Genomic DNA, 13,346 nt, shown 5'->3' with positions numbered 1-13,346 from the left:
TTCGTCATCAAACCGGCGGCGGCAACACGGGCCCGCGGACGCACGGCGGACCCCGCTCCGGCATCCCCGCGGGATGCCGGAGCGGCCCCGCGCGGGCTCAGCCCAGGTAGAAGTCCCGGCGGGCGGCGACGAACTGCTCGACGGTCCGGGCGGGCACGCCCGTCACACGCTCGACGTCGTCGGACGCCCGGTCGTAGCGGTTCTCCCGGTGCAGCCGGCCCATGGTGGCGATGTGGGCCTCGACGTGCGGCGGCAGACCGGCCCGGCTGAGCACCTCGTCCCGCCACCGCTCCGGCGGCACGTCGACGTAGGACACCTCACGTCCCAGCGCCCGGGAGAACTCCTCGGCCATCTCGGCCATGTCGAGCGTGCGCGGACCGGTCAGTTCCAGGACCCGGCCGACGTGCGGGACCGGGTCGCGCAGGACCGTGGCGACGACCCGGGCGACGTCCTCCACGGCCACCGGAGAGGTACGCCCGGTGCCGAACGGCAGCGCGATCGTCCCGGTCTCCCGGATCGACCGTGCCGCCAGTGCGGTGAACAGCGGATTGTCCAGGAAGGACGTCGGGCGGACGTGGACCACCGGCAGGCCCGACCAGTTCAGCACCTGCTCCGCCAGCCAGTGCAGCCGCTGTTGGTGGGACTCCCCCGTGCTGGTCGCGGTCATCTGCGACACCGTCATCTGCGACATGCCCACCAGCGCGTCCAGCCGCCCGTACGCGCGGGCGACGCTCGCCACCACGGTCGCCGCGAGCAGGTGATCGGTCGAGACGGGCATCGCGAAGTACATCCGCCGCGCACCCTCCAGTGCCGCCGCCACGGTCTCGGGCCGGGTCAGATCGCCGGTGACGACCTCCGCGCCGAGCGCGCGCAGCGCGTCCGCCCGCTCGTCGTCGTGGCGGACCATCGCGCGCACCGGTACGTCCTGCTCACGCAGGAGTTCGAGGACGGCACGGCCCACGCCGCCGACCCCGGTGACGAGGACAAGATTGCCGGCAGCCATCGGTCGGTCTCCTTCTGGGTTGGCTGAGTTCCGGGTGACGGGTGTGGCCACGGACTCCCGTGGCGTCCGAGGTGCCGCAGGGCGCGCACCCCCACCCGCACTATTACGAGCATATGCTCCTATCTGCCGAGCGGCAAGCGAGGTCTTCGCCCCTGAGCGACCGGCCACCCGCGCACCTATACTCGCGAGGAGGAGCCGTTCGATGACCAGCAACAGCGCAGTCGGAGAACACCGCCGCGAAGGCGGGCCCGCACGGATCGAGGGCACGGGTCTCGAGGAGGTCCTGCACGGCACCCTCCGTGAGGCCCTGTTCCGGATGGACGCCGTCGCCGCGGCGGTCTATCTGCTGGACGGGAGCGGCGCCGAACTGCGAGCGGCGATGATCGCCGGCAGCCCGCCCTCCATGTTCACGATCCCCTGCCGGATGCCCATGGACATGCCCCGCGCTTCGACCCGCGCCGTCACCACGGGCGCGACGGCGGTGCTGCCCGATCCCGACCCGGCCGACCCGGACCAGCGCTTCGCACTGCCCTATCCTTACGCGGCCCTGGCGTCCCCGGCCACCGCCGGCGGGCACCGCTTCGGCGCGCTCACCGTGCTGCGCCTCGAGAGCCACGGCGACTACGGCCCCGCCGACCACACGGTGCTGCAGGAGATCGCGGACGCGCTGGCCACCGCCCTCGCCGAACTCGTGCGTCACGGCGTTGCCGTCGTGAGCGGCCCCGCACCCGCCCTCGTACCGGTGTTCCACGCGAGCATCCACACCCCGGGCTGGGGGGTGCGCGGCGTCCCCGGCTCGTCCGGAGCCAGCCTGATGTACCCCCTGCGTCATTTCGCCGAGCGCCTCAACCAGGCCACGACGGTGGACCACGTCGTCGCGGCGGCCCGGGACTGCATCATGTCCCCCTTCGGCGCCGGAGCCGTGGTGCTGGCCTCGGTGAGTGCGGGCCGGCTGTGGGTCCTGGGACACAGCGGACCGTCCTCCGCGCTGGTCCGCACCGTCCACGGCGCCAGACTCGGCGCGAGCTCTCCCGCGGTGGAGGCGGTACGCGGGCACGCACTGTTCCTGTCCGAGGGCGCACCACCGGACACGGACCCGGACCGGCACGACGCCGGGCCGCGGGCCGAGGCCTACCTGCCGCTCGTCGTCGGGAGCAGGAGCGTCGCCGAGGTGTCCCTGATGAACCCGCGCATCGTCGGGGTGTGCTGCCTGGAGTTCGAGGGGGCCCGCGCGTTCCCGCCCGAGGAACGGACGGTGCTCGGCATGATGGCCGGCATGCTGGGGGCGACGGTGGAACGCGTCGAACTGGGCACCCGGCAGCGCGAGATCGCGGAACACCTGCAGCGCAGGCTCCTGCCGCCCGTCCTGTCCGAGCTGCCGGGGCTGGCCACCACCGCGCGCTACCGGCCCGCCACGACCACCTGCCAGGCGGGCGGCGACTGGTACGACGTGATCAAGGTGTCGGACGACCGGATGGTGCTCGCCGTCGGTGACGTGGAAGGCCACGACCTGGACAGCGCCGCCGTCATGGGCCAGGTGCGCACCGCGCTGACCTCGTACGCGACCGAAGGCCACTGCCCCGCCGCGGTGATCGACCGGACGGGCCGGCTGCTCGCCGAACTCGGCACGGAGCAGCTCGTGACCTGTTGCGTGGTCGCCCTGGACACCGCTGACGGTATGGCAGAAGTGGCTCTCGCCGGGCATCCGGCGCCGGTCGTACGGCGGCCCGACGGAAGCGTGGACGTCCTCGACGCGCCCGCGAACCTCCCCCTGGGCGTCACCACGCAGCACCCTTACCGCGGTTGTGAGCACACGCTGTCCCCAGGGTCCGTGCTGATGCTCTACTCCAACGGCCTGACCGACTCCCTCACCGGGGACCACGGCGCGTGCGCGCGGACCCTGCTCCGTGCGGGGGTCCGGGAGTCCGGGGCCGACCTGGAACAGGTCGCCGACCGCATGGTCGCCGAGGTCTCCGGCCCCCGGTGGCGCCGGGACGACGCGGTGCTGCTCCTGGCCCGGTACGAAGGCGCCGCGGGCAAGGGGGCGCCACTGACCGCGAGCCTGCACGTGCAGCGGCGCGATCTGCACGGGGTCAAGGCGGCCCGGGAGTTCGTCGACGAGCAACTGCACGCGTGGTCGCTGCCGGTCGTGTCGGACACCCTCCAGCTGATCACCTCGGAGATCGTGACCAACGCCCTCATCCACGCGGGCAGCGACGTCGACGTCCGGCTGCGGGCCTTCGGCGACCACGTCCGGCTGGAGGTGCGGGACTCCGACAGCAACCCGCCCGTCCCCTCGCCGCTGGCCCTGGACGAGGAGGAGAACGCCGAGGCCGAGCACGGCAGGGGTCTGCTCATCGTCGAGGCCCTGGCCGGGCAGTGGAACGCCTCGCCCAACGGCCGCGGCAAGACCGTCTCCCTGGACCTGCCCATCCCGCACGGCTGACGGACCGGGCCGGGAGCGGTGTCTCGCGGTCAGTGCCGATGTGCGTGGTGATCGTGGTGGTGGTCGCCGTGGTCGTGGCCCGCGGGCCGGCCGGCCAGGGTCCGGGCGCGCGCGGTGACCTCGCCCGCACGGACCACGTCCTGTTCGGTGAGCACGTCCTCCAGCGCGGCCAGCCAGAGCCGGTAGTAGTTCCAGGCACCGTCCGCGTGCGGCGCGCTCTCCCAGGCCCGGATGCGCGCGATCAGCGCGGCCTGGAACCGGGGCCAGGCGAAGGCACCCGCTTCGTGGAGGCCGACGGCCATGCCGAAGGCGCGGCTCTCCCACGGCTCGGTGAAGACCAGCTCGCCGTTGGAACGGGGCGGCGCGGCCGGACCGTCGACGTCCAGGGGCACGGTCACGGCGCCGTCACCTTCGCCACGCCGACCATGGCGTCCCGGGTCACCAGCGGCACGAGTTCCTCCTCCGTCAGGTGCTCGGTGCCGGCGGGGCGTTCGGGCAGCACCAGCCAGCGCACCTCGCTGGTGGAGTCCCGGACGGTGATCCGCACGTCGTCGGCGAGGTCGAGTCCCATCTCGGAGAGCACCGTGCGCGGTTCCCTCACCACGCGCGCACGGTAGGCAGGATCCTTGTACCAGCTCGGCGGCAGGCCGAGAACCGGCCACGGGTAGCACGAGCACAGCGTGCAGACCACCACGTTGTGGGTCGTGGGGGTGTTCTCCACGACGACGATGTGCTCACCCTGCCGCCCGGCGAAGCCCAGTTCCGCGATGGCCGCGGTGCCGTCCTGGAGCAGCCGGCGCTTGTACTGCGGGTCGGTCCACGCCTTGGCGACGACCTTGGCGCCGTTGAGCGGGCCCACCTGGGTCTCGTAGGTGGCGATGATCGTGTCCATCGCCGCCGGGTCGATCAGGCCGCGCTCGGTGAGCAGTTGCTCGAGCGCCTCGGTCCGCAGGGCCGGGGGGAGGTGGTCGCCCGGTCCGCTGGTGGAGGTCATCAGGGGGTCTCCAGGTAGCTCTCGTACAGCTCGGCGGTGACGGAGAAGGGCTCGGCGCCGGCACCCCACAGCTCGCGGGAGTCGAACCGGACCGAGTAGACGTGCTGCGGGTTCTCGCCCAGGAAGTGCGCATGGGTGTCCGGCAGCAGCGCGGCGGGCTGCACGAGGTCGACGACGCCGGGGTGTCCGCGCAGGTAGCCCGGCAGCCGCGTGTGCCCGGGCGGGGACATGTCCTTCGCGCGGACCCGCTCGCCGACGGCGAAGGCCGGCGGGGTGTCCACGGTACGGAGCGAGCCCGGGGCGGTGGGAGCGTAGTCGGGGCGGGCCGGTTCGGGGACCGGTGGCTCCTCGACGCCGGCGCCGCGCAGGTTGCGGGCGCGGGCCTCGACCGCGGTGGGCGCCAGGACGGCGCTCTCGGTGAGCATCAGTTCCGCGGCGTTCAGCCACCGGCCGAAGTAGCCGTCGTCCAGGTAGGCGGCCCGGTCCAGACGTTCCGTGGCGTGCCGGAAGGCGTCCACGTTGTACCCGGACACCTGGGTGGAGAGGATCGCCAGCGCGAACGCCCGGCCCTGCCAGGGCTCGGCGAAGACCGGTTCGCCGGGTCTCGGCGGCCGGACGGGCCCCCATCCCCGCGTGCCCCCCATGTCCGCGATGCCCTCCATGGCGCGCCCTTTCGTGTGCCGGGATCACTGGCACATCAGCTTGACCCCTGGGCGGCCGGTGTCCCCGGCGACACGGCCCGCGCGCCTCCCGGTTCCATCCGATGGGCAGTCGGGCCCGCGTCCTACCGGGGGTGGAGGAACTCCCGGGCTCCGCGCAGACGGGTCCGTATGCGCCGCTGGGTGGCGCTGCTGTCGAGGCGGACGTCGAGGGGGCCGGGCACGGGGCCGTCGATGCGGCGTCCGGCGCGCAGCGCGGTGGCGTCGAGTCCGTCGCGGCGGGCGATGAGCCCGCCCAGTTCGTAGCGGTTGAGGGCGTCCGTCCCGGCGAGGTGGAACACGCCCGAGGCGTCGGACACCGCGAGTTCCCACAGAGCGGAGGCGAGGTCCTCGACGTGCACCGGGCAGCGGACGTCGTCGGTGAACAGGACGCCGTCGCGTACGCCTGCGGCCAGGTCGTGGACCAGGCGCTCGTGCGCGGATCCGCCGTCGCCGATGATCAACGAGGTACGCGCGACCACGGCGGCCGGCGCCAGGAGCCGCACCGCGGTCTCGGCGGCGGCCTTCGCCGCGCCGTACGGGCTGATGGGATCGGGCAGGCAGGTCTCGTCGTAGTGGACCCGGCCCCCGGAGAAGACGGCGTCACTGGAGACGTGGACCAGGCGGCAGCCGTGTTCCGCGGCGGCCAGGGCCACGCGGACCGAACCGTCGGCGGTGACCTCCCAGTCGCTGTACCCGCTGCTGGCGTTGACGACGGTGTCGGGGGCGACCTCGGCCAGTACCTCGCCGAGGTGCCCCGGGGCACGGAGGTCGAGGTGGTGCCACGGGACACCGGGGACCCCGCCGGGGTGCCGGGAGCGGTACGTCGCGGCCGTCTCGAGACCCGCGGCCGCGGCCTGTCGTACGAGTTCCCTGCCAAGGAACCCGCTGCCGCCGACGATGAGGACCTTCACGGGCTTCACGGGCTTCACGGTAGGGCAGACGCAGGACCGGCGGGGCTCCTCCGCCCCGGAAGACGGCGAAGGCGGGGGAGGAAGTTCCCGACGGGGCGACGCCCCCTCACCGGCCCGGGGACGAGTCGTGCTCGGGGCGCCGCTGCGGGGGGATCACGCCGGACGGGGAGTGCGCGCCGGTCGCCGGGGCGCCCGTGGTGTTCCAGGCCTTGATGACGGGGCGGTCGTGCTCGGTGCCGAGCCGGCTGACGGTGCCGGTGTCCAGGGCGAACAGCGATCCGGCCGACGGCGGCAGGCCGAGGCGACGGGCGGTGAGGACGCGCAGGATGTGGCCGTGCGCGACGAGCAGCACGTCGCCCGCGGCGGGGTCGCGCAGCAGCGGCTCGACGCGCGCGAGCACGCGGTCGGCGCGGCGGCCGACGTCCTCGGGGCCCTCCCCCGGATGGTCCGCGGGGCCGGGGGCCACGCCGTCGGCCCACAGGTTCCAGGTCGGACGGGTGCGGTGGATCTCGGCGGTGGTGACGCCCTCGTAGCCCCCGTAGTCCCATTCGCTCAGGTCCGGGTCGATCTCGGCACCGGGCACCCCGGCCAGTTCGGCGGTGCGTACGGCGCGGCGCAGGGGGCTGCTCAGGGCGAGGGCGATGTCGTGCCCGCGGAGCAGGTGGGCGACGCGGGCCGCCTCCCCCTCGCCGTGCGGTGTCAGGGGCAGGTCGGTGTGGCTGGTGTGCTGTCGGGACAGGGTCCACGCGGTTTCGCCGTGGCGGAGCAGGAGCAGGTCGCCCATGGTCGTTCATCCACTTTCGGCACGGAGGAGGAGGGTGGTGCGGGTGAGGCGGTACGGAGCCCGCGCCGGCGGGCGCGGGCTCCGGCGGTGGCTAGGCCTTGTCGTCCGCGGTGGTGACGGCGTGGCCGCCGAACTGGTTGCGGAGCGCGGCGATCATCTTCATCTGCGGGGAGTCGTCCTGGCGGGACGCGAAGCGCGCGAAGAGCGACGCGGTGATCGCGGGCAGCGGCACGGCGTTGTCGATGGCCGCCTCGACGGTCCAGCGGCCCTCGCCGGAGTCCTCCGCGTACCCCCTGAGTCCGCCGAGGTGCTCGTCCTCGTCGAGGGCGCCCACGGCCAGGTCCAGCAGCCAGGAACGGATGACGGTGCCCTCCTGCCAGGAGCGGAACACCTCGCGCACGTCGGTGACCGAGTCGACCTTCTCCAGCAGCTCCCAGCCCTCGGCGTAGGCCTGCATCATGGCGTACTCGATGCCGTTGTGGACCATCTTCGCGAAGTGGCCGGCGCCGACCGCGCCCGCGTGGACGAAGCCGAAGTCGCCCGCGGGCTTGAGGGCGTCGAAGACCGGCTGCACCTTCTCCACGTGCTCCGCCTGGCCGCCGACCATGAGGGCGTAGCCGTTCTTCAGGCCCCAGACGCCTCCGGAGACACCGGCGTCCACGAAGCCGATGCCCTTGGCGGCCAGCTCCTCGGCGTGCTTCTCGTCGTCCGTCCAGCGGGAGTTGCCGCCGTCGACGACGATGTCGCCCGGCTCCAGGAGGCCGCCGAGCTCGTCGACCACGGACTGGGTCGGGGCGCCGGCCGGCACCATCACCCACACCACGCGGGGTGCGTCGAGCTTGTCGACCAGTTCGGTGAGGCTGCCGACGTCGGCCAGGTCGGGGTCCCGGTCGTAGCCGACGACGGCGTGGCCGGCGCGGCGGATCCGCTCGCGCATGTTGCCGCCCATCTTGCCGAGGCCGACGAGTCCGAGTTGCATGTCAGGTGCTCCTTCTGTGTGTCGCAGGTGTGGTCGGCGGGCGGCGCGCACCCGTGGCCGGGCGGCGCCGCCGTGGGAGTTCCCCCGGGTCAGTTGCCCCGCAGGGAGCGGTACGCGGCCACCAGGGCCGCGGTGGAGGGGTCGAGTCCGGGCACGTCGGCTTCGCCGGTCAGGGCGGGTTCGACGCGCTTGGCGAGGACCTTGCCGAGCTCGACGCCCCACTGGTCGAAGGAGTCGATGTTCCACAGGGCGCCCTGGACGAAGACCTTGTGCTCGTAGAGCGCGATGAGCTGGCCCAGGACCGCGGGGGTCAGTTCGGTCGCCAGGACGGTGGTGGTCGGGTGGTCGCCGCGGAAGGTCCGGTGCGGGACCTGCTCCTCTGGCACGCCCTCGGCGCGGACCTCGTCGGCGGTCTTGCCGAAGGCGAGCGCCTGACCCTGCGCGAACAGGTTGGCCATCAACAGGTCGTGCTGGGCGGTGAGTTCCGCGGACAGCTCGCCGGCCGGGCGGGCGAAGCCGATGAGGTCCGCCGGTATCAGCTTCGTGCCCTGGTGGATGAGCTGGTAGTACGCGTGCTGGCCGTTGGTGCCGGGCGTGCCCCACACGACGGGGCCGGTCTGCCATGCCACGGGGTGCCCGTCGCGGTCGACGGACTTGCCGTTGGACTCCATGTCCAGTTGCTGCAGGTAGGCGGTGAACTTGGAGAGGTAGTGGGAGTACGGCAGGACGGCGTGCGACTGGGCGTCGAAGAAGTTGCCGTACCAGACGCCGAGCAGTCCGAGGATCAGCGGCGCGTTGGCCTCCGCGGGTGCGGTGCGGAAGTGCTCGTCGACGGTGTGGAAGCCGTCGAGCATCTCACGGAACCGTCCCGGGCCGATGGCGATCATCAGGGAGAGGCCGATCGCCGAGTCGAAGGAGTAGCGGCCGCCCACCCAGTCCCAGAACTCGAACATGTTCTCCGGGTCGATGCCGAACTCCGCGACCTTGCCGGTGTTGGTCGACAGGGCGACGAAGTGCCGGGCGACGGCCTTCTCCTCCCCGTCGAGCCCGGCCAGCAGCCAGCTGCGCGCGGAGGTGGCGTTGGTGATCGTCTCGATGGTGGTGAAGGTCTTGGACGCGACGACGAACAGGGTCTCGGCCGGGTCGAGTCCCTGCAGGGCCTCGTGGAGGTCCGCGCCGTCGACGTTGGAGACGAAACGGAACGTCAGCGAGCGGTCGGTGAACGGCCGCAGCGCCTCGTACGCCATGGCGGGGCCGAGGTCGGAGCCGCCGATGCCGATGTTGACGACGTTCCTGATCCGCTTGCCGGTGTGGCCGGTCCACCCACCGGAGCGCACCCGGTCGGCGAAGGCGGACATCTTGTCGAGCACCGCGTGGACCCGCGGCACGACGTTCTCGCCGTCCACCTCGACGACGGCGTCCCGCGGCGCGCGCAGGGCGGTGTGGAGGACGGCCCTGCCCTCGGTGACGTTGATCTTCTCGCCGCGGAACATCGCGTCGCGCAGCTCGAACACGCCGGTGGCGGCGGCCAGGTCGCGGAGCAGGGCGAGGGTCTCGTCCGTGACCAGGTTCTTGGAGTAGTCGATGCGCAGGTCGCCGACCTCCACCGTGTAGCGCCGCGCGCGTGCGGGGTCCGCCGCGAACAGCTCGCGCAGGTGCGGTCCCGGCCGCGTGGCGGCGCGGTGCTCCGCCAGTGCGGCCCACTGCGGGCGGTGGCTCGGCTCGGGTGTGTCAGGCATCGTCCTTCTCCTGGTTCTCGTGCTGGTGCGCGCGCTGCGGCGGCACCGGGGCGGCCTTCGCGGAACGGGCCCTGGTGGAGGCGGCCTTCGCCGCCCGGGCCGGGGCGGCCTTCGCCGGGAGGGCCTTCGTGCGGGGCGCCTTGACCTGGGCCCGCAGCGCGGCGGCGTAGGCCTCGTCCGGGTCGAGACGGCGGAGCTCCTCCGCGATGAGCTCGGCGGTGGTGCGCACCTTCAGCGCCAGGGCGCGGGTGGGCTGTCCGGGGATGGACAGCCGGGCCACGGCGCCCTCGGGGCGGTCGATGGTGACGTCGCCGTCCGGGGTGCGCAGCCGGACCGCGGTCACCACGGGCCCGTCGGTGACGACCCGTTCGACGGGCACGCGCAGCCGGTCGGCGAACCAGCGGGCCAGCAGTTCGGCGCTGGGGTTGTCGGCCTCGCTCTCCACGACCGCGGACGTGACCCGGGCCTGGGCCTGGTCCAGCGCGGCGGCGAGCATGGAGCGCCACGGCGTCGTCCGGGTCCACGCGAGGTCGGTGTCGCCGGGCGCGTACGCACCGGCCCGGGCCGCCAGTGCCTCCAGCGGCCGGTCGACCGCGTAGGCGTCGGTGATGCGGCGCTGGGCGAGGGCGCCGAGCGGGTCCTTGGCCGGTACGTCGGGTGCGTCCGCGGGCCACCAGATGACGACGGGGGCGTCGGGCAGCAGCAGCGGCAGGACCACGGAGTCGGCGTGCCCGGCCACTTCACCGAACAGCCTCAGCAGCACCGCCTCGCCGGATCCGGCGTCGGAGCCGACGCGGACCTCGGCGTCGACGCGGGAGGGGGTGCGCCGGCCGCTGGTGCGCGACGGCCGCTTGATGACGACGAGCGTGCGCGAGGGGTGCTCCTGCGCCGCCTGCTCCGCCGCCTTCAAGGCGTCGTGGGCGTTCTCCTCGTCGGTCACGATGACCATGGTCAGGACCATGCCGACGGCGGGGGTGCCGATGGCGCGGCGGCCCTGCACCAGGGCCTTGTTGATGTGGCTTGCCGTGGTGTCGGTCAGGTCGATCCTCATGGCCTGCGCCAGCTCCGTCCGTCTCGTGCGAGCATCTCGTCGGCCTCCGCGGGGCCCCAACTGCCCGCGGTGTACTGCGCGGGCCGTCCGTGCGTGTCCCAGTACCGCTCGACCGGGTCGAGGATCTTCCAGGACTCCTCGACCTCCAGGTGGCGGGGGAAGAGGTTGGCGTCACCGAGCAGCACGTCGAGGATGAGCCGCTCGTACGCCTCGGGGCTGGACTCGGTGAAGGACTCGCCGTAGGCGAAGTCCATCGTCACGTCGCGTATCTCCATCGACGTCCCGGGCACCTTCGAGCCGAAGCGCACGGTGATGCCCTCGTCGGGCTGGACGCGGATGACGATCGCGTTCTGCCCGAGTTCCTGCGTCGCCTCCGGGCCGAAGGGGGAGTGCGGGGCGCGCTGGAAGACGACCGCGATCTCGGTGACGCGGCGGCCCAGGCGCTTGCCGGCCCGGAGGTAGAAGGGGACGCCCGCCCAGCGACGGTTGTCGATCTCCAGCTTGATCGCGGCGTAGGTGTCGGTCCTGGACTCGGCGTCGATGCCGTCCTCCTCCAGGTAACCGTCCACCTCCTCCCCGCCCTGCCAGCCGTGCGCGTACTGCCCGCGCACCGTGTGCGCGCCCAGGTCGCCGGGGAGCCGTACCGCGCGCAGCACGTTCAGCTTCTCGGACAGGAGCGACTCGGCGTCGAAGGAGGCGGGCTCCTCCATGGCGGTCAGCGCGAGGAGTTGGAGCAGGTGGTTCTGGATGACGTCGCGCGCGGCGCCGATCCCGTCGTAGTAGCCCGCGCGGCCGCCGATGCCGATGTCCTCGGCCATCGTGATCTGCACGTGGTCGACGTAGGAACGGTTCCACAGCGGCTCGAACATCGTGTTGGCGAACCGCAGCGCCAGGATGTTCTGGACCGTCTCCTTGCCCAGGTAGTGGTCGATCCGGAAGACCTGCTCCGGGGCGAACACCTCGTGGACGAGCGCGTTGAGTTCCCGCGCGCTGGCCAGGTCGTGGCCGAAGGGCTTCTCGATGACCGCGCGTCGCCAGGAGCCCTCGGGGGCGTCGGTGAGTCCGTGCTTCTTCAGCTGCCGCACGACCTTGGGGAAGAACTTCGGCGGTACGGACAGGTAGAACGCGTAGTTGCCGCTGGTCCCCCGGGTGGCGTCCAGCTCGTCCACGGTGACGGCGAGCTGCTTGAACGCGACGTCGTCGTCGAAGTCGCCGGGGATGAAGCGCATGCCCTCGGCGAGCTGCTGCCAGACCTCCTCCCGGAACGGCGTCCGGGCGTGCTCGCGCACCGAGTCGTGCACGACCTGGGCGAAGTCCTGGTCCGCCCAGTCGCGGCGGGCGAAGCCGACGAGCGAGAAGCCCGGCGGCAGCAGCCCGCGGTTGGCCAGGTCGTACACCGCCGGCATCAGCTTCTTGCGGGACAGGTCACCCGTCACGCCGAAGATCACCAGCCCGGACGGGCCGGCGATGCGCGGCAGCCGCCGGTCGGACGGATCACGCAGGGGGTTGGGCCACGGGGTGGTGGCGGGTGCGGTCGGGTCCTTGCTCATCGCGCGTCGGCTCCCTTGCCGTTCAGTGCTGTTCCGATGGCCTGCAGCAGTTCGGCCCAGGCCGCCTCGAACTTCGCCACGCCCTCGTCCTCCAGCCGCCGGACGACCTCGTCGAGGGGGATCCCCAGTCGTTCCAGGGCCGTCAGGTCGGCGCGGGCCCGGTCGTGGCGGCCGGTGACGGTGTCACCCTCGACGCGGCCGTGGTCGGCGACGGCGTCGAGCGTCGCCTCCGGCACGGTGGTGACCGTGCCGGGCGCGACGAGTTCCTCGACGTAGCGGGTGTCCCGGTACGCCGGGTCCTTCACACCCGTGGAGGCCCACAGGGGCCGCTGCTCGTGGGCACCTGCCGCGGCGAGCGCGGCCCAGCGGTCGCCGGCGAAGAACTCCCGCTGCGCCCGGTACGCCAGCCGGGCGTTGGCGAGCGCCGCCCTGCCCTTCAGGGCCGACGCCTCGTCCGTGCCGAGCTCCGTCAGCCGCCGGTCGACCTCCGTGTCGACGCGGGAGACGAAGAAGGAGGCGACGGAGTGGACGGTGGACAGGTCGATCCCGGCCGCACGCGCCCTCTCCAGACCGGCCAGGTAGGCCTCCATGACCTCGCGGTGGCGCTCCGGCGAGAAGATCAGCGTGACGTTCACGCTGATGCCGAGGGCGGTGACCTCCGTGATGGCGGGCAGGCCCGCCGCGGTCGCCGGGATCTTGACCATCACGTTGGGGCGGTCGACCAGCCAGGCGAGCTGCCGGGCCTCGGCGACGGTCGCCCGCGTGCGGTGGGCCAGGCGCGGGTCGACCTCGATCGACACCCGGCCGTCCCGGCCGCCGGTCGCCTCGTACACGGGTCGCAGGAGGTCGGCCGCGGCACGCACGTCGGCGGCGGTCATCATGCGGACGGCTTCGTCCGGGGTGACGCCGCGCGCGGCCAGGTCGGCGAGCTCTTCCCGGTAGTCCTCCCCCGAGCCGATGGCGGCCCGGAAGATGGACGGATTCGTGGTGACGCCCACCACACGTCCCGATGCGACGAGTCGGGCGAGGTCGCCGGAGACGATGCGTCTGCGCGACAGGTCGTCCAGCCAGACCGAGACTCCCTCGGCGGCCAGTCGCTGCAACGGTTCCGCGGTTGCGGTTGCTTCTTGGTTCACTGTGATCATCTTCTTTCTGCGCTCGCGTCAACCGCGGCGGGCCCCAAAGGAT

Annotated in this window: 12 protein-coding genes; 1 reads left to right on the top strand and 11 read right to left on the bottom strand. The window is 72.9% G+C overall.

Annotated features, from left to right (window positions below; translation table 11 throughout):
* Nucleotides 1–97 precede the first annotated feature (97 nt).
* Complete coding sequence (locus PV410_RS09705; RefSeq protein ID WP_500323650.1) at nucleotides 98–1,003, bottom strand: NmrA family NAD(P)-binding protein; 906 nt, start codon at nucleotides 1,001–1,003, stop codon at nucleotides 98–100.
* Nucleotides 1,004–1,205: 202 nt separating this feature from the next.
* On the opposite strand from PV410_RS09705, the gene PV410_RS09700 reads away from it, so the two are divergent.
* Nucleotides 1,206–3,449: a SpoIIE family protein phosphatase gene (locus PV410_RS09700; protein ID WP_500323648.1), complete on the top strand. Its 2,244-nt coding sequence runs from the start codon at nucleotides 1,206–1,208 to the stop codon at nucleotides 3,447–3,449.
* A 29-nt stretch (nucleotides 3,450–3,478) separates the two neighbouring features.
* Here the strand turns inward: PV410_RS09700 and PV410_RS09695 are convergent, their stop codons facing one another.
* From PV410_RS09695 to tal, 10 genes are all read right to left on the bottom strand, one after another.
* On the bottom strand, nucleotides 3,479–3,847 hold the full coding sequence (locus PV410_RS09695) for a nitrile hydratase accessory protein (protein ID WP_500323646.1): 369 nt from the start codon (nucleotides 3,845–3,847) through the stop codon (nucleotides 3,479–3,481).
* Entirely contained in the window at nucleotides 3,844–4,443 is a 600-nt protein-coding gene (nthA, locus tag PV410_RS09690) for a nitrile hydratase subunit alpha (protein ID WP_500323645.1), read from the bottom strand. The genes PV410_RS09695 and nthA overlap by 4 nt, the downstream gene beginning before the upstream one ends.
* Nucleotides 4,443–5,105: a nitrile hydratase subunit beta gene (nthB, locus tag PV410_RS09685; protein ID WP_500323643.1), complete on the bottom strand. Its 663-nt coding sequence runs from the start codon at nucleotides 5,103–5,105 to the stop codon at nucleotides 4,443–4,445. Before nthB ends, nthA begins: the two co-directional genes overlap by 1 nt.
* A gap of 122 nt (nucleotides 5,106–5,227) precedes the next feature.
* Nucleotides 5,228–6,055 carry an SDR family oxidoreductase gene (locus PV410_RS09680; RefSeq protein ID WP_500323714.1) on the bottom strand — a complete coding sequence of 276 codons (828 nt, stop codon included), beginning with the start codon at nucleotides 6,053–6,055 and terminating at the stop codon, nucleotides 5,228–5,230.
* 106 nt (nucleotides 6,056–6,161) lie between these two features.
* A complete protein-coding gene (locus PV410_RS09675; RefSeq protein WP_500323641.1) occupies nucleotides 6,162–6,839 on the bottom strand; it encodes a histidine phosphatase family protein in 678 nt (225 codons plus the stop codon).
* Nucleotides 6,840–6,930: 91 nt separating this feature from the next.
* Nucleotides 6,931–7,818, bottom strand: a complete 888-nt coding sequence (gene gnd, locus PV410_RS09670) for a phosphogluconate dehydrogenase (NAD(+)-dependent, decarboxylating) (RefSeq protein ID WP_500323640.1) — start codon at nucleotides 7,816–7,818, stop codon at nucleotides 6,931–6,933.
* A gap of 89 nt (nucleotides 7,819–7,907) precedes the next feature.
* Nucleotides 7,908–9,557: a glucose-6-phosphate isomerase gene (gene pgi / locus PV410_RS09665; protein ID WP_500323639.1), complete on the bottom strand. Its 1,650-nt coding sequence runs from the start codon at nucleotides 9,555–9,557 to the stop codon at nucleotides 7,908–7,910.
* The gene (opcA, locus tag PV410_RS09660) at nucleotides 9,550–10,608 is read right to left on the bottom strand and encodes a glucose-6-phosphate dehydrogenase assembly protein OpcA (protein WP_500323638.1); all 1,059 of its coding nucleotides are present in this window, start codon (nucleotides 10,606–10,608) and stop codon (nucleotides 9,550–9,552) included. The genes pgi and opcA overlap by 8 nt, the downstream gene beginning before the upstream one ends.
* A complete protein-coding gene (gene zwf / locus PV410_RS09655; RefSeq protein ID WP_500323637.1) occupies nucleotides 10,605–12,158 on the bottom strand; it encodes a glucose-6-phosphate dehydrogenase in 1,554 nt (517 codons plus the stop codon). Before zwf ends, opcA begins: the two co-directional genes overlap by 4 nt.
* Entirely contained in the window at nucleotides 12,155–13,303 is a 1,149-nt protein-coding gene (gene tal, locus PV410_RS09650; RefSeq protein ID WP_500323636.1) for a transaldolase, read from the bottom strand. The genes zwf and tal overlap by 4 nt, the downstream gene beginning before the upstream one ends.
* Nucleotides 13,304–13,346 lie beyond the last annotated feature (43 nt).

Origin of the sequence: Streptomyces sp. PA03-5A (genome assembly GCF_033792725.1) — a bacterium.
GTDB lineage: Bacteria > Actinomycetota > Actinomycetes > Streptomycetales > Streptomycetaceae > Actinacidiphila.
Note: the sequence above shows the minus strand (reverse complement) of the source record. Positions and strands in the feature narration are given on the sequence as shown.

Excerpts from the sequence above, each read along its gene's own strand:
- zwf (WP_500323637.1), bottom strand. The coding sequence starts at position 12,158 with ATGAGCAAGGACCCGACCGCACCCGCCACCACCCCGTGGCCCAACCCC.
- PV410_RS09700 (WP_500323648.1), top strand. The coding sequence starts at position 1,206 with ATGACCAGCAACAGCGCAGTCGGAGAACACCGCCGCGAAGGCGGGCCC.
- gnd (WP_500323640.1), bottom strand. The coding sequence starts at position 7,818 with ATGCAACTCGGACTCGTCGGCCTCGGCAAGATGGGCGGCAACATGCGC.
- tal (WP_500323636.1), bottom strand. The coding sequence starts at position 13,303 with ATGATCACAGTGAACCAAGAAGCAACCGCAACCGCGGAACCGTTGCAG.
- opcA (WP_500323638.1), bottom strand. The coding sequence starts at position 10,608 with ATGAGGATCGACCTGACCGACACCACGGCAAGCCACATCAACAAGGCC.
- nthA (WP_500323645.1), bottom strand. The coding sequence starts at position 4,443 with ATGACCTCCACCAGCGGACCGGGCGACCACCTCCCCCCGGCCCTGCGG.
- pgi (WP_500323639.1), bottom strand. The coding sequence starts at position 9,557 with ATGCCTGACACACCCGAGCCGAGCCACCGCCCGCAGTGGGCCGCACTG.
- nthB (WP_500323643.1), bottom strand. The coding sequence starts at position 5,105 with ATGGAGGGCATCGCGGACATGGGGGGCACGCGGGGATGGGGGCCCGTC.
- PV410_RS09675 (WP_500323641.1), bottom strand. The coding sequence starts at position 6,839 with ATGGGCGACCTGCTCCTGCTCCGCCACGGCGAAACCGCGTGGACCCTG.
- PV410_RS09705 (WP_500323650.1), bottom strand. The coding sequence starts at position 1,003 with ATGGCTGCCGGCAATCTTGTCCTCGTCACCGGGGTCGGCGGCGTGGGC.